Here is a 14,970-nt window from a genome sequence, read left to right on the forward strand (position 1 = left end):
GTGGAATACGCGCAGAGTGAGTACCCGTGGACGGCGGCGACCGCCACCCTTGAAGTGCGTGGTGAGAGCCTCGATCCTGACGTGGTGACCACCCGTCTCGGGCTGACTCCGGACGGGAAGGAAGCACCCGGACCGGACCCTCGCGACCACGGCGGTGACTCCGCCGGCTTGTGGCTGCTGGACGCCAGTCCCTGGCCTGGGAAGAGTCTCGCGGAGCAGCTTGAGGCACTCTCCGAGGTTGTCGAGGCTCATGCTGACGGGCTTCGGGAGCTTCGGGAGTCGGGGTGTGAGGTGAGGGTCGTGGCTTTCGGGTTCGTCGGAAGTGTCGCTCATCTGGAGGTCAGTACCGAATGTGTTCGTCGTCTTGGTGCGCAGGGGGTTTCCCTGCATCTGGCCCCCAGCAGTAACTCCCGTTAGAAAGAGTCAGAGATGTCCTCTCACACCGCCACCTGGGATTCGCTCGGCGTCGCGTTGCTGGTGACCGGTCCCGATCTCGATCCGGGTGTGTTGACCCGGCGGCTGGGTGTCGTTCCCGATCTCGCGCGGATGCCCGGCCAGGTCCCGGCTTTCCGTGACGGCGCTGGTTGTTGGGCTTTGCGTGCTGTCGGTGGGTCGGAGCTGGCTCCGCTCGTGCGCGCGGTGGTGGAGCGGGCGCGTCCGCTGCGCGGCGAGCTTGGGGTCCTGCGGGAGGAGGGGTATCGGGTGGCTTTGGACATCTCCGGTCAGGTGTATCACCGTGAGCTGCTCATCCTCGACGCCGCGCTGCTCGCCAGCGCGGGCGAGCTGGGGGTGCCGATCTCGTTCAGTGCCGAGGTCACGCGTGTCGGCGACGAGGAGGGGTTCTGGGACTGGCTTCCTCCGGCGGATGGTTCGCATCGCGCCTGAGTCGGGGTCCTTCGGCGGGCTCGGCGTTCCGTTGCCCACGAGGTCGGGTCCCGCCCGTGAACGCGCCGCCCGCTCCCCGGTGGTGGCGGGGAGCGGGCGGGGAGGTTTCAGGCCTTCGTGGGTTCCTCGGTGCGGAGCGGTGTCGCCTCGGTGGTCGGGCTCGGGGTGGTGGTGGGCGCGGGCGTGCGGCGGCCGGTGAGGAGGAGCAGGGTGATGAGAAGCATCTGGCAGCCCATGATCAGGGCCAGGGTCGCCGGCGTCTCCACGCTGAGCAGCACCATCGTCGTGTTGACCGAGAAGTGTACGGCGATCGAGGCCAGGACGCCGGCGCGGTCGTAGGCGCAGGTGACCAGCATGGCCATGGGGATGTTGCCGACGGCGAAGAGCACACCGCTCGGGCTGGCGAGGCCGAGGTCGTTCTGGACGGTGCCGTCGATGAAGAACAGCGGCATGTGCCACACGGCCCAGATCACGCCGAGCACGAAGGCGATCTGGAAGCGGCCCATCGTGGCGCGCATCCGCGGGTAGGCCGTGCCGCGCCAGCCCGGTTCCTCGGAGAGGGGGCCGGAGACGATCATGCTGACCAGGAACGCGGCGGGCCCGCCCATGTCCTCCATCACGTCCTGCGCGTTCGACCAGCTCAGCGCGATGTCGCCGGCCGCGTGCCCGAACAGCGCGGCGACCATGACGGCGCCCGAGGCCGCCAGCATCAGCGCCGGAGCCCAGAGCAGCGCCGACCGTCGGAACCTGACCGCGTGCTCCGGCACCGGTTCGCCCCGCCGCCGGCGGCGGACGCGGAGCACCAGGGCGCCTATCAGCGGGCCGAACGCGCCGAGGAGGAACGGGAGATAGGTGGGCGTTCCGGCCTCCGCCTCTCCGCCGAAGCCGATGGCCGTGCCCCAGCAGGCCCAGCTCACGCCGAAGGAGAGGGCCATGAAGAGGATCAGGTCGGCGCGGTAGCCGCGGGGGGCGGGGTTCGTCGGCGCGGAGGCGGGCGACCCGGGAGGAGTGGGAGGCGTGGGGGAAGCGGGGGAGGTGGGGGAGGTGGGGGAAGTGGACATGCGGGAACGTCCTCTGTGGTGAGTTGGTGGAAGGCCGGGAGTGGTCACCGGTGGCGGTGGCGGGTCAGTTCTTGGCTGGAGGAGCGGCGTTCGTGTCGTCCTCGGTGCGTGAGCTGACCGTTGTTGCGCGGATTCGCCGGATCGGCGGGGGTGTCAGCGGGAGGGGCGCTCCTCGACGGGCGACTCGTCGGAGGTGGCGTCCAGGGTGCGGGCGAGCCAGTCGGCGACCAGGTCGAGCAGTTCGGGGTCGACCGGTCGGCGCAGCAGCCGGCGGTAGGAGCCCATGGTGGCGCGGCCGGAGTCGCGCCTCAGCACATGGGTGAGGTCGGGGACGCGGTGGGTCTCGGCGCCGGGGACCAGCCGGGCGATCTCCTTCAGGTCGTCCGGGTCGACCTGAAGGTCCTTGTCGCCGGTGACGGCGAGGACGGGAACTTCACGGTCGCCGAGGGCGGCGAGGTCGTGCCGGCTGTCGTGGGCGAGCAACTCCCGTATCCAGCGCGCGTTGACCTTGGCGACGGCCACGCGCGCCACGTCCGTGCGGGTGTTCTTCACCCGGGTGAGGACGCGGTTGCCGAGCGCCGCGAGCGGCCGGCGCAGCAGTCGGGCGGGGGCGGGGGCGTTCCGGATGATCGAGCTGCCCTGCCAACGGAACGCGTCCTCACCCAGGTTGGCGAAGCCGGCCAGCAGCACGACGGCCCTGACGTCGGGTTGGCCCCCCAGGGCCATGGCGTGCAGCGCGCCCTCACTGTGGCCGAGGACGGCGACCGCGTGCGCGCGGATGTCGGCGCGGTCGGCGAGGGCGCGCACGGCCGCGGCGGCGTCCCGGCGGTTGTCGTGGAAGCCGGCGGTGCGCCAGTCGCCGGGGGTGGCGCCGTTGCCGCGGCGGTCGTAGCGCAGGGTGGCGATTCCCCGTGCGGCGAGGGCCTCGGCCACCGGTCGCGCCAGGTTTATCGCCAGCTTCGGGGCGTTGCCGTCGCGGTCCAGCGGGCCCGAACCGTGCAGCAGCAGGACGGCCGGGTGCGGGCCGGGCGTGGCGGGCAGCGTCAACGTCCCGGCCAGCGAGGTCCCGTCGTCCGCGGTGACCGTCATGTCGATGTCGGGCAAGGCTCCGCCTCTTTCGTTCTGATGCGTCCGGCGTTCGTTCTCAACTACGAGAACGTTATCAGATGTGAGATCATAGCGTCATGGCAACCGCGAATCTCCTCCTTCACCCGGTTCGGATGCGCATCCTCCAGACGCTGGTGGGCGCCGGCGAACTGACCACCGCCCAGCTCCGCGAGCGCCTTCCGGACGTCTCGACGGCGAGCATGTACCGGCACGTCGCGACCCTCACTCGCGCCGGCATCCTGGAGGTGGTGCAGGAGAGACCGGTCCGCGGCACCGTCGAACGCAGCTACCGGGTCCGGCAGGACGAGGCCCTCGTCGACGAGGAGGCACGCGCCGGCATGACCAGGGAGGACCACCGGCAGGCCTTCACCGTCTTCACCGGCGCGATGATGTCCGACCTCGACCGCTATCTGTCCCGCGACGACGCGGACCCGCCGCGCGACGGCGTCGCCTACCGGCAGGGGGCGGTGTGGGCGACGCCCGAGGAGTTCACCGCGCTGGTCGAGGAGTTGGAGGCGTTGGTCGCCCGCCGCACGGGACACAGCCCGGGTGACGGCCGCGTCCGCCACATCATCAGCTTCGCCCTGGTGCCGGACAAGGCGGCGGTGTCGGACAAGGCGACGGGGTCGGACGAGGCGACGGGGTCGGACGAGGCGACGGGGGAGGGGGGCGCGGCCGGGGGGTGAGGGTGCGCGGTGCCCGGGGGTGAGGGACAGCCACTCGACGGCGCGCGCCGAGGCGGTGTCCGCGCCGCGCACCGCCTCCCCCGAGTCGGACGGCCGGGGCACGAACCCTCCCGTCCGCGCCTACGCTGATGCCCATGGCCACTCCGCGTTCCCCGCACGATCCGCCGCACGCGTCACGGCGGGTGCGGGTGGTGCTCGCCGACGACCAGACCGTGGTGCGGGCCGGGTTTCGGGCGTTGCTCGACCTGAGCGACGATCTCGTGGTGGTCGCCGAGGCGGGCGACGGGGAGGCCGCGGTGCGGGCGGCGCGGCTGACGCGGCCCGATGTGGTGTTGATGGACATCAGGATGCCCGGTGTGGACGGCCTGGAGGCCACCCGAAGGATCGCCGAGGACCCCGAACTGGCCCTGACCCGGGTGCTGGTACTGACCACCTACGAGGCCGACGAGTACGTTTTCGAGGCGCTGCGCGCCGGTGCCGGCGGGTTTCTGCTCAAGGACGTCGAGCCGGAGGAGCTGCGCGAGGCGATCCGCACGGTGGCCGCCGGCCGGAGCCTGCTGGCGCCGGCCGTGACCCGGCGCGTGATCGAGGAGTTCGCGCGCCTCCGCGCGCCGCTGGCGGACGGCGCGCGCCGGCTCGCGGGGCTGACCGCGCGGGAGCGCGAGGTGATGGCGCTGGTGGCGGCCGGGTTGAGCAACGACGAGATCGGTGGCCGGCTGGCGATGTCCCCGTTGACGGCCAAGACTCACGTCAGCCGGGCGATGACCAAGCTGAACGCGCGCGACCGTGCCCAACTGGTCGTTATCGCCTACGAGACGGGCCTGGTCCGAGCAGGTTCGGTCGAGTAGGCGGCGGGTTCGGCCGAGTAGGCGAACGACGGGTGTCCCCGCCCGTCTCTCGGCACTACTCCCGCTGTCGTAGCGGCCGACTCCCGTCGTCGGATGGCGGGCCGGCGACGCCGCCCTAGCGTCGGCCGCGTGATCGAAGTACACGCACTCACCAAGCGCTACGGCGACCGGACCGCCGTCGACGCGCTGTCGTTCGCGGTACGTCCGGGCCGCGTCACCGGGTTCCTCGGGCCCAACGGCGCGGGCAAGTCCACCACCATGCGACTGATCCTCGGCCTCGACGCCCCCAGCGAGGGCGCGGCGTGGATCGGAGGGCGCCTCTACGGGGATCTGCGCGCCCCGTTGTGCGCCGTCGGCTCGTTGTTGGACGCGAAGGGCGTGCACGGCGGCCGTTCCGCGCGGGCGCATCTCGTCGCGCTCGCGGCGGCCAACGGGCTGCCGCGCCGGCGCGTCGACGAGGTGCTGGAACTGGTCGGCCTGGACCCGGCCACCGCGGCCAAGCGCACCAGGGGCTTCTCGCTGGGCATGGGGCAACGTCTGGGCATCGCGTCGGCCCTGTTGGGCGACCCCGAGGTACTGATGCTGGACGAGCCGGTCAACGGGCTGGACACCGAGGGCATTCGTTGGATCAGGGAACTGATGCGGGGACTGGCCGCCGAGGGGCGCACGGTCTTTCTCTCCAGCCATCTGATGAGCGAGCTGGAGCTGACGGCCGAGCACCTGGTCATCATCGGTCGGGGCCGGCTGCTGGCCGACACCCCCATGCGCGAGTTCATCGACCGGCACTCCCGCTCCGGCACCCTGGTCCGTTCCCCCGAGGCCGAGCGGCTGCGCGCCGTGCTGGAGGAGGCGGGTGCGCGGGTCAGCGCCGACGCGCGGGGCGGCTGGCTGGCCGAAGGGCCGTCGGCCGAGGCCATCGGCGGCCTGGCGCGCGACCACCGACTGGCGTTGAGCGAGCTCACGCCGCTGCGCTCCTCCCTGGAGGAGGTCTACACGGAGATGGTCGCCTCGGCCACGGAGTTCCGGGGCGCGGGCGGGGAACGGCGAGAGCGGGAGGCGGCCCGATGAGCGCCGAGACCATGACCACGCGCCGGCGCGAACGCGCGGTGCCCGAGGGGCGGACCGGCTTCCGGCAGGCGCTGGCCGCCGAGTGGGTCAAGTTCCGCAGCCTGCGTTCCACGCTGTGGGTGGCGGCGGTGGCGACGCTGCTGCCGGCGCCGGGCGCCGCGTTCGTGGCGGCGACGGAGAGTCTGCGACCGGACGACACCGTGCTCGGCGGCAGCCTCACCCTCGCCGTGCCGGCGCTGATGCTGGCAGCCGTGCTGGGCGCGCTGGTGGTCTGCGGCGAGTACGGCAGCGGAACGATGCGGGCGACGGTGGCCGCCACCCCGCGACGGGGGACCGTGCTGGCGGCGAAGGCGACGCTGCTGGCGGGGCTGCTCTACGCGTTGGCGCTGCCTTCGTGTGCCGCCGCCTACCTGGTGGGCGACGCGCTGCTGGACGACGGCTACGCGCAGGGCGATCCGCTGCCGGCGCTCCTCGGAGTGGCGGCCACCTTCCCGGTCGCCGGGCTCTTCGGGCTGGCGCTCGGCACCGCGATCCGGCACGGCGCGGGGGCGATCACCTCGGTGCTCGCGGTGCTGCTGCTGCCGGAGATGCTGGGGCCGCTCTTCGGCCCGGCGGAGCGCTGGGTGGCCGGCGTCTCGCCGACCGCCGCGCTTCAGAAGCTGACGCAGTCCTCGGACGCCGCGCCCGAGGCCCTCGGCTCGTTGGGCGGTTGGCCCTCGCTGCTGCTGGTCGCCGGCTACACGGGGCTCGCCCTGCTGGGGGCCGCGGCGCTCTTCCAACGGCGGGACGTCTGAGGCGTGCACTCCGGCGCGCGTGTGGGATGTGCGCGCCGGAGTGGTTCGTGAACGCGCGCCGTTGGAACGCCTCTTGTGCCTGGTGCCTTGCGCGGCGCGTGTCCCACGGCCCTTTCTCACCATTCTCCCCACGGCGTGTGTCGCGCGTCTCGCGGGCCGTCGTTCAGCGGTCGACGGCCGTCGTTCAGGCGCCAACGGCCGCCGGCCAGCCGCCCGTCAACGGTCAACGTGTCGGCCGCCCGTCAACGGTCACCCGCGTCGGCCGCCACGGGTGCCAGCTCCTCGCGCAGGTCGCGCTCGATGCGGCTGAGCAGCCGCGAGACCTGCATCTGCGAGACGCCGAGCCGCTCGGCGATCCCCGACTGGGTCATCTCCTGGAAGTACCGCAGATAGAGCACCCGCTGATCGCGCTCGGGGAGCCGACGCAGCGTGGGGCGGACCGCCTCCCTGGTCAGCGTCCGGTCGTAGCCGGGGTCGTTCGAGCCGAAGGTGTCGCCCAGGGTGTGACCGTCCCCGGTCTGTCCCAGCTCCGCGTCGAGCGAGAGCGGTCGGAAACTGTCGAGAGCGGCCAGTCCCTGACGCACCTCCCGGCGGCTCAGCCCGCTGGCCTCGGCCAGCTCCCCCTCGTCGGCCGGCCGGTCGTCCACGTGCCCGTCCAGCTCGGCCCTGGCGCCGCGCACCCGGTTGCGCAGCTCCTGGGTGCGGCGCGGCACGTGCACGCCCCAGAGGTGGTCTCGGAAGTGCCGCCTGATCTCACCGACGACGGTGGGAACGGCGTAGCTTTCGAACGCGTGGCCGCGCTCCGGGTCGTAGCCGCGCACCGCCTTGACCAGGCCGAGGGCGGCGACCTGCGTCAGATCCTCGGCGCTCTCGCCGCGCCCCCGATAGCCGCGCGCCAGGCGTTCGGCCATCGGCAGCCATGCGGCGGTCACTTCACGACGGAGTCGGTCACGTTCCTCACCTTCCGGCAATTCAGCGATCCGTTCGAACTCTCGCCGGGTGTCCGGAGCGTCTTCATGGGTGGAGGCGGAGCGTCGACGCGGAGCCGGTGGGGCGCCGGGGCGCGGCTCGTTCACGCGGTTGGCGGGTCGGGGTCCGGTGCGTCGGGCGGGGGCGTGCGGGGTCCTCGTGGTCGTCATGATCGGCTCTCCTGACCTTCGGTTGCTTCCCAACTACTGCGGGAAAGGGGCCTTTTGTCCGGAGCACGTCCTGGCCCCTTCCCGCCCCACCGGGCGGTAAACGACCGCGCGGGGCGTCGATCGGAGCGAGAGGAGGAGGAAGCGCGACCGCCACGGGTTGCTCGGTGATCGCGCGCGTTCGACGGTGGCGTCAGGTTCACAAGGAGGCGCTCGTGGATGTCGTGCTGCTGATCGGCCGTGTTCTGTTCGTGCTGCTGTTCTTTCACTCGGCGATCGGTCACCTGACCAAGACCACGCCGATGGCCGGGTACGCCGGCTCGCAGGGAATCCCGTTCCCCTGGCTCGCGGTCTTCGGCTCCGGCCTGCTCCAGCTGCTCGGCGGGGCGCTGGTGCTGCTCGGGCTGTGGCCGGACGTGGGGGCGCTGCTGCTGGCGGTCTTCCTGCTGCCGACCGCGGTGCTGATGCACCCGTTCTGGAAGCGGGAGGACGAGGAGGCCCGACAGGGTGACCAGCTCCACTTCCTGAAGGACGTCGCGCTGGCCGGTGCCGCGTTGATGCTCTTCGCGCTCTTCGCCCACGCCGGCGACGACCTGGGGCTGACCGCTTCCGGCCCGCTCTTCGACCTCGGCTGAGCGGAACCGTCCCCCGGCGGGACCCGACGCGCCCGGACCTCGATCGACTACGATCGTCGCCCACTTGGTAACGACATCCGGGGACCCTCGCGGTCGCCAGGCGCCCCCGGGAACCCCCGACCGGGCGCGGCCGTTCCATAACCGACGAACGGGGCGAAGGGGGCTGCCGGGTGAACCTGCTCGATGTGTTGCTGCTGCTCGCCGCGGTCGTGGCGGCCGTCTCCGGCTTCCAGCGCGGGCTGATCGCCGGCGTCGTCTCCCTCGCCGGCTTCGTCGGCGGCGCCTCACTCGGCGTGTGGCTGCTGCCGTTCTTCGTCGACGACCTGACTCCGGGGTCCGTCGCCGCCACTGTGGTCGCGCTGCTGGTGGTGCTCGTCCCGGCGGCGGTCGGGCAGGCGCTCGCCTGGCCGTTGGCCCTGCGCCTGCGGGACGCGGTCAGCTGGGCCCCCGGCCGCTGGCTGGACGGCGCCGGCGGCGCGGTGTTCAACGCGGTGGGCGTGCTGCTGGTCGCCTGGATCGCGGCCAGCGCGCTGGTGCCCACGCCGTCCCCCGGCCTCAACCGCGAGGTCCAGGGCTCGGCGCTGCTCGGCGCTGTCCAGGACCGGATGCCCGAGCAGGCCCCCACGTGGTTCAGCCGCGCGACGCACGCGCTGAGCGACGCCGGCTTCCCCCAGGTGTTCAACCCCTTCGAGAACGACCCGACCGTCGACGTGCCGCCCCCCTCGGGGGACAACGTCACCCAGGCCGCCGCCGTGGCCGCCGAGCAGTCCACGGTCAAGATCAACGCCAGCTCGGGCTTCTCCAGCGGCCAGGAGGGCAGCGGCTTCGTCTACGCGCCGGAGCGCGTGGTCACCAACGCCCATGTGGTGGACGGCGCCAGCGTCGTCGTCGCCCAGGTCGGGGGCGTGGGCCAGCGGCTGGAGGCCGAGGTGCTGCTGCTCGACCCGAACATCGATGTCGCAGTCCTCGCTGTCCCCGGGCTCCAGGCGCCGGTGCTTGAGCTGGCCGACGACGCCAGCCGGGGCGACCCGGCCGTGGTCGCCGGCTACCCGGAGAACGGCGGCCTCGACCTGCGGGCGGCGACGGTGGCCAGCCGCACCAACGCCCAGGGGCAGGACATCCACGGACAGAACGTGGTCACCCGCGACATCTACGCCGTCCGCGGGCTGGTCCGCCCGGGGAACTCCGGCGGGCCGCTGCTCACCACGGAGGGCCAGGTCTACGGGATGGTCTTCGCCCGCTCGGTCACGCACGCGGAGACGGGGTACGTGCTCACCGCCGACCAGATACGCCCCCACCTCGAACAGGCCGGCTGACCCCGCCCGTTCCGGTCCGTTCGCGGCGGGGGCCGCCCGTCCACAGCCCGTGGACGGCCGTGCCCGCTGGCCCGGCGCCGTGGGCGGTCGTCAGCTCCTGGCGGGGAGGTCGTCGATCCAGTCGTACCGGGTGCCGCCGCCCTCCGTGGAACGCAGCTGGTAGAGCCCGGAGTCCGCGTCACCCCCCTGCCCGCTGCCCGCGGTCAGCATCAGCGGCAGCTGTCCGGTGATCAGCAGGTCGACCGTCCGGCCGTGGCGGGGCCCACCGTCGAAGCGAACGCGGATCACATGGTGCGTCGAAGGGGTCTCAGCCATAAGCGCCAACCTAACCAGGCGGCACCGGGTGCGACACGGCGCGCAACCGCGCCACACCCGCTCCCACCGGCGGTTTTCCGCTGCCACACCGGGTCAGGCCCACCCCAGACTCCCTCGAAAGAGTGAGGTCGGGAACGCCCGTCGCACCCCCCGGCGCGCGCGCCCGCGTCAGGGCGCCGGCCGGCACACCGAGCGCTGCCGCCCCAGCCCCTCGATCTCCAGCTCCACCACGTCGTCCGGCCCCAGATAGGGGAACCTGCCGGAGAGCGCGACGCCCTCGGGCGTCCCGGTGTTGACGATGTCGCCCGGCTCCAGGACCAGGTACTGGGAGAGATGCCGCAGCAGCTCGCCGACCGAGAAGATCATGTCGGCGGTGGTGGAGTCCTGACGCGGCTCACCGTTGACCCAGGAACGCAGCCGCAGCCGCTGCGGGTCGGCCACCTCGTCGGCGGTGACCAGCACCGGGCCGAGCGGGTTGAACGTCTCGCAGCTCTTGCCCTTGGACCACTGCCCGCCGGACTCCTCCAGCTGGTAGGCGCGTTCGGAGACGTCGTCGCTGATCGTGTAGCCGGCGACATGCGTCAACGCCTCCTCCGCCGACTCCAGGTAGCGCGCGCGGCGGCCGATCACCACCGCCAGCTCCACCTCCCAGTCGGTGCGCAGCGCGCCGCGCGGGATCAGCACGTCGTCGTGAGGGCCGACCACGGTGTTGGGGGACTTGTAGAAGAGGATCGGCTGCCGCGGCGGCTCGGCGCCCGACTCGGCCGCGTGGGCCGCGTAGTTCTGCCCGATGCACAGCACCGCTGACGGCCTCGCCACCGGGGCGCCCACCCGCTCGCCCGCGATGTCGGTGCGGGGCAGCAGTGACGGCTCGGGCAGCAGCTCCGGGTTCTCGGCGAGCGCGGCGAGGAACGTGCCGTCGATGTCGTCGGTGACCGGTCGCAGGTCGTAGTGGCCGTCCCCGTCCGGCGCGACCAGCACCGGCCGTTCGTGTCCCGCTTGGCCGACGCGCATCAGACGCATGATCAGCTGACTCCCTGCTGTAGTGCCTGGCGGTGCCCGGGCGCCCTGAGGTGCCGTCCGGACAGGTGATCCAGAGGGGAACTCTTCCCCAGCGCGGGCCCGCGCTCAACCGGTCCCGCACGTGATTCTCGGAACGCGCCCGCCATCCACAGCCTGTGGGCAACTCCCGCGCGCTCAGCGCGGGTCCGGTTCCGCCACCTCGCGCGGCGGCCGTTCCCCCTCCTCGCCGCGCCCAGTCTGACCCGCGACCGGGCCGCCGCCCGAGCCGCCACGCGCCGCCTCGTCCCGGTGCGCGCCGAACGGCCGCCAGGCGATCACGGTCACGGTCGTCATCACGACCAGCGCGATCCAGAACGGAGCTGTCAGCCCGAACACGGCGACGATCGGCCCGCCGATCAGCGCGCCCAGCGCCGCGCTGCCCCTGGCGAACGTCATGAAGACGCTCTCGGCCCGCCCCCGCAACGCGTCCGGCACCGCGCGCTGCCGCAACGTGCGGACCGTCACCCGGAAGACCGCGTCGTGCGCGCCGAAGAGCAGGAGAACGGGGCCGGCGACCCAGACCGTGCCGGCCAGCGCCAGCCCCAGATGGGTCGCGGTCTCCAGCACCAGCGCGCTCCTCAGCAGCACCGGAGGGCCGAACCGCTCGTAGAGCCGCGCGGCGAGGAGCGCGCCGACCAGCCCGCCGGCCGCGGTGGCCGAGAAGAGCAGCCCGTAGCCGATCTCGCTGAGGCCGAGCCGTTCCGTGGCGTAGAGCACGAGGACCGAGAGGCCGGCCGTGAGCGTGATGTTCATCATCGTCAGCACGAGGGCGATCAGCCGGATCAGCGGCTGGCCCCAGAGCCAGCGCACCCCCTCGGCCATTTCCGCCAGCACGGCGCGTTGCCCACCACCGGGCGCCGGCGCCTTCTCCGGCGCGCGCGCCGGAGTGCGCACCGGAGTGGACAGGGAACGGCGCAACGTCGAGATCAGCAGGGCGGCCACCACGAAGGTGACGGCGTTCATCCCGAACGGTGCCGCCGCGGTCACCGCGAAGAGCGCCGCGCCCAGCGGGGGCGCGGCGAACTGGTTGACCACCGAGAACAGCACCTCGAACCTGGCGTTGGCCCGCGGCAGGTCCTCGCCGCGCACGGTGGCGGGCAGCAGCGAGGCCGAGGCGTTGTCGCCGAGCGTCTCGCAGGTGCCGAGCAGGAAGGCGACGGTGTAGATCAACGGGATGCCGGCCGCGTCGCCCCAGACGGCGACCGCGAGGACGCCGAGCAGCGTGGCGCGCGTCAGATGGATCGCCACGATCAGCCGCCGCCGGTCGAGCCGGTCCACATAGACGCCGCTGAGCAGCGAGAACAGCAGCCAGGGAAGCTGCTGCACGAAGACGGACCAGCCGACGAGGGCGGGGTTGTCGGTGATCGAGGCGACCAGCAGAGGGGCCGCGGCGAGCACCACGCCGTCGCCGATGTTGGTGATCGCCGTGGCGGCCCACAGGGTGTGGAACGGCCGTCCGAGCCCGGGACGTCGGGCTCTCCGCCCCGTCGACACGCCTCGGCCCCGCCGCCCCCGATATCGCATCGGGGCAGCCTAGCGACGGCGACACGCCGCCTCCACGCGTTAACGCGTGGAGGGGTCAGGGCTCCATGCGCGGGGGCTCGCCCCTGGTGGTGGAGACGTCGATGAGCGAGAGCGAGGCGCCCTGCGGGTCGCTGATCGCGGCCATCCGCCCGAACGGGCTGTCCGCCGGGCCGCTGTGCACCGTGCCGCCGAGCCGCCGGACGGTCTCCACGGCCGCGTCGCAGTCGGGGACCGCGTAGTAGACCTCGATCCGGTGCGGGGCCGAGGCCCCGCCGTCCGCCGGCGCGTGGCGCCCGCCGACCATCTGGTCGCCGGCGCTCCACACCACGTAGTCCATCTCCTCGCCCGGTTCGTTCTCCATCCGCCGGCCGGTCAACGGGAAGACGCCCGGGAAGAACGCGTCGGTCGCCGCCGGGTCACCGGTGACGACCTCGCACCAGACGAAGGCGCCCGGCTCGTCGACCGCGCCGAACCCCCGGTGCCGGCCCGGCCGCCAGACGCCGAAGAGCACCCCGGCCGGGTCCCAGCCGAGCAGCATGGCGCCGAGGTCGCCGATGTCCATGGGCTCCGCCAGCATCTGGCCGCCGCGTTCCCTGATCCGGGCGGCCGTCGTCTCCAGGTCGGGCGAGGCGAAGTAGAGCACCCAGGTCGGCGGCACCTCCTGGCCCGGCACCTCGGGGGCGAGCCCGGCCACCGGCGCGCCGTCGGCGAACGCCTGCGTGTAGTGCCCGTACTCGGCCGCGCCCTCGTCGAAGGTCCATCCGAAGAGTTCGCCGTAGAACGCCTTGCCCGCGGCGAGGTCGGGGAGGGTGACGTCGGCCCAGCAGGGCACGCCCTCCGGAAAGCTCTCGGGTCGAGCGGCCATGGGGGGTGACCTCCTGAAGGACGGGCTCGCGGCGGGGCTCGCGGCGGGCTCGTGGCAACGGCGCGCGCCCCTTCCCACGCTAGCCACGGGTGCCCCGGTCCGCAGCTCGGGCGGCTCTGAGCCCGGCGCGCGCCCCCGTCCGTGAGGCCCGGGGGCGCGCGCCCCGTCCGTGGGTTCCCGGCGGCGCGCGCCCCGGATGCGCCGGCGACCGGGCAGCGCGCACGACGGGACCGGGTACCGCGCACGCGCACGACGGGACCCGGGCATCCCGCACGCGCACCCCGGCCCGCCCGCGAGCGGCAAGCGGGACAATGGGCCGGATGAGCACCCACACCCCGACCGGGGCGCCGACGCTGCCGCAGCCGTTCACCTCGGCCTTCACCGCCCGACCGCACGCCGTGCTCGCCGAGTTGCGGGAGGCGGCACCGCTCCACCACGTGGCGCTCCCCGACGGCTCGCCCGTCTGGCTGGTCACCCGCGACGCCGACGTCAGGTCCCTGCTCGCCGACCCCAGGCTCTCGGCCAGCAAACGCCACGCCCGTACCCACTGGGCCGGCTTCTCGTTGCCGCCCGCGCTCGACGCCAACCTGCTGAACATGGACGGCGCCGACCATCTCCGGCTGCGCCGACTGGTCTCGCACGGCTTCACGCCGCGTCGGGTCGTCGCGCTGCGCGAGTCCGTCGAGGCGGCGGCCGGCGTGCTGGCCGACGGGCTGCGCGAGGACGCGGTCGCCGAGTTCACGACGCCGCTGCCGCTGACCGTGATGTGCGACCTGATCGGGGTGGCGGAGGCGGACCGGCGCCCGTTCGCCGGCCGGCTCGCGACCCTGCTGGCGCCGCCCGACGCGGCAGCCGCCGCCGAGGCGTTGGGCGGCGTGCACCGCTTTCTGCTGGAGCTGGTCGCCGAGCGCAGGTCCGCGCCGCGCGACGACCTGCTCTCCACGCTGATCGCCGCGAGGGACGACGACGACCGGCTCAGCGAGGACGAGCTGGTCTCCCTCGCGTTCCTGCTGCTGGGCGCCGGCATCGAGAACGTGCAACACACCCTGAGCGCAGGGCTGTTGGCGTTGAGCCGGGAGCCTGAGCAGCTGGCCGCGCTCCGCGCGGACCCGGCGCTGCTGCCGGGGGCCGTGGAGGAGTTCCTCCGCTTCGCCCACCCCAACCTGACGGCGCTGCGCCGCTTCGCGACCGAGCCCGTCGAGGTCGGCGGGGTGACCGTGCCGAGGGGCGACACGGTGCTGCTCGGGCTGGCCAGCGCCAACCGCGACCCACGCCGCCACCAGGACCCGGACCGTCTCGACATCCGCAGGGCCGATCCGACCGCGCATCTGGCGCTGGGGCAGGGCGTTCACTACTGCCTGGGCGCGCCGCTGGCGCGGTTGGAGCTGACTGCCGCGCTCACCGCGCTGCTGCCCAGGCTGCGTCCGCACGGGTTCACCGATCCCGCCTGGGCGACCAACTACCGCTCCCACTCCCTGACCCGCCTGCCGCTCGCGCCCGGCGGCTGAGCCGGCGGCGCCCCGGCGAGTGGGGCGGGCGGGGCGGGCGGGGCGCCGGTCGTGGGGTCGCCGGTGGCGAGGCGCGTGCGCGCGGGGTCACCGGTAAGGATGAAACCGGCGGTGGCGGTCGCCCTGCCCGCCGGGCCGGCGCACCTCGCCAACGCGCGGT

Annotated in this window: 16 protein-coding genes; 9 read left to right on the forward strand and 7 right to left on the reverse strand. The window is 73.3% G+C overall.

Annotated features, from left to right (window positions below; all coding sequences use genetic code 11):
• Window positions 1-54: 54 nt before the first annotated feature.
• Together FH715_RS29575 and FH715_RS19200 are read left to right on the forward strand one after the other, a co-directional pair.
• Window positions 55-417: a DUF4279 domain-containing protein gene (locus FH715_RS29575; RefSeq protein ID WP_425472754.1), complete on the forward strand. Its 363-nt coding sequence runs from the start codon at window positions 55-57 to the stop codon at window positions 415-417.
• 12 nt (window positions 418-429) lie between these two features.
• A complete protein-coding gene (locus FH715_RS19200; protein ID WP_139646987.1) occupies window positions 430-885 on the forward strand; it encodes a hypothetical protein in 456 nt (151 codons plus the stop codon).
• A gap of 107 nt (window positions 886-992) precedes the next feature.
• Here the strand turns inward: FH715_RS19200 and FH715_RS19205 are convergent, their stop codons facing one another.
• Together FH715_RS19205 and FH715_RS19210 are read right to left on the reverse strand one after the other, a co-directional pair.
• Window positions 993-1,946 (reverse strand): CPBP family intramembrane glutamic endopeptidase, encoded by a 954-nt coding sequence (locus FH715_RS19205; RefSeq protein WP_246108845.1) that lies wholly within the window; start codon window positions 1,944-1,946, stop codon window positions 993-995.
• A gap of 153 nt (window positions 1,947-2,099) precedes the next feature.
• Window positions 2,100-3,050 carry an alpha/beta hydrolase family protein gene (locus tag FH715_RS19210; protein ID WP_139646989.1) on the reverse strand — a complete coding sequence of 317 codons (951 nt, stop codon included), beginning with the start codon at window positions 3,048-3,050 and terminating at the stop codon, window positions 2,100-2,102.
• Window positions 3,051-3,130: 80 nt separating this feature from the next.
• On the opposite strand from FH715_RS19210, the gene FH715_RS19215 reads away from it, so the two are divergent.
• The 4 genes from FH715_RS19215 to FH715_RS19230 all read left to right on the forward strand — a co-directional run bounded on the left by FH715_RS19215 (window position 3,131) and on the right by FH715_RS19230 (window position 6,449).
• Window positions 3,131-3,739: a helix-turn-helix domain-containing protein gene (locus FH715_RS19215; protein ID WP_139646991.1), complete on the forward strand. Its 609-nt coding sequence runs from the start codon at window positions 3,131-3,133 to the stop codon at window positions 3,737-3,739.
• Between the two features lie 134 nt (window positions 3,740-3,873).
• Window positions 3,874-4,587, forward strand: coding sequence for a response regulator (locus FH715_RS19220; RefSeq protein ID WP_139646993.1), 714 nt, complete (start codon window positions 3,874-3,876; stop codon window positions 4,585-4,587).
• A 129-nt stretch (window positions 4,588-4,716) separates the two neighbouring features.
• A complete protein-coding gene (locus FH715_RS19225) occupies window positions 4,717-5,655 on the forward strand; it encodes an ATP-binding cassette domain-containing protein (protein ID WP_139646995.1) in 939 nt (312 codons plus the stop codon).
• Entirely contained in the window at window positions 5,652-6,449 is a 798-nt protein-coding gene (locus FH715_RS19230; RefSeq protein WP_246108846.1) for an ABC-2 transporter permease, read from the forward strand. Before FH715_RS19225 ends, FH715_RS19230 begins: the two co-directional genes overlap by 4 nt.
• Window positions 6,450-6,691: 242 nt before the next feature.
• Here FH715_RS19230 and FH715_RS19235 read toward each other — a convergent pair whose 3' ends face one another.
• Window positions 6,692-7,381 (reverse strand): SigB/SigF/SigG family RNA polymerase sigma factor, encoded by a 690-nt coding sequence (locus FH715_RS19235; RefSeq protein ID WP_425472750.1) that lies wholly within the window; start codon window positions 7,379-7,381, stop codon window positions 6,692-6,694.
• A 419-nt stretch (window positions 7,382-7,800) separates the two neighbouring features.
• Between FH715_RS19235 and FH715_RS19240 the strand changes: the two genes are divergently transcribed.
• Window positions 7,801-8,220 carry a DoxX family protein gene (locus FH715_RS19240; RefSeq protein ID WP_139647000.1) on the forward strand — a complete coding sequence of 140 codons (420 nt, stop codon included), beginning with the start codon at window positions 7,801-7,803 and terminating at the stop codon, window positions 8,218-8,220.
• 170 nt (window positions 8,221-8,390) lie between these two features.
• Window positions 8,391-9,536, forward strand: coding sequence for a MarP family serine protease (locus tag FH715_RS19245; protein WP_139647002.1), 1,146 nt, complete (start codon window positions 8,391-8,393; stop codon window positions 9,534-9,536).
• A gap of 90 nt (window positions 9,537-9,626) precedes the next feature.
• Here the strand turns inward: FH715_RS19245 and FH715_RS19250 are convergent, their stop codons facing one another.
• The 4 genes from FH715_RS19250 to FH715_RS19265 form a co-directional block, all read right to left on the reverse strand.
• A complete protein-coding gene (locus FH715_RS19250) occupies window positions 9,627-9,851 on the reverse strand; it encodes a hypothetical protein (protein WP_139647004.1) in 225 nt (74 codons plus the stop codon).
• A gap of 168 nt (window positions 9,852-10,019) precedes the next feature.
• Window positions 10,020-10,874 (reverse strand): fumarylacetoacetate hydrolase family protein, encoded by an 855-nt coding sequence (locus FH715_RS19255; protein WP_139647006.1) that lies wholly within the window; start codon window positions 10,872-10,874, stop codon window positions 10,020-10,022.
• A 174-nt stretch (window positions 10,875-11,048) separates the two neighbouring features.
• Entirely contained in the window at window positions 11,049-12,437 is a 1,389-nt protein-coding gene (locus FH715_RS19260; protein WP_139647008.1) for an MFS transporter, read from the reverse strand.
• Window positions 12,438-12,492: 55 nt separating this feature from the next.
• Window positions 12,493-13,302 (reverse strand): VOC family protein, encoded by an 810-nt coding sequence (locus FH715_RS19265; protein ID WP_139647010.1) that lies wholly within the window; start codon window positions 13,300-13,302, stop codon window positions 12,493-12,495.
• Between the two features lie 320 nt (window positions 13,303-13,622).
• Here FH715_RS19265 and FH715_RS19270 point away from each other — a divergent pair, with 320 nt between their 5' ends.
• The gene (locus FH715_RS19270; RefSeq protein WP_139647012.1) at window positions 13,623-14,810 is read left to right on the forward strand and encodes a cytochrome P450 family protein; all 1,188 of its coding nucleotides are present in this window, start codon (window positions 13,623-13,625) and stop codon (window positions 14,808-14,810) included.
• The last annotated feature ends 160 nt before the right edge of the window (window positions 14,811-14,970 follow it).

This window comes from Streptomyces sedi (assembly GCF_006335015.1).
Lineage (GTDB): Bacteria > Actinomycetota > Actinomycetes > Streptomycetales > Streptomycetaceae > Streptomyces > Streptomyces sedi.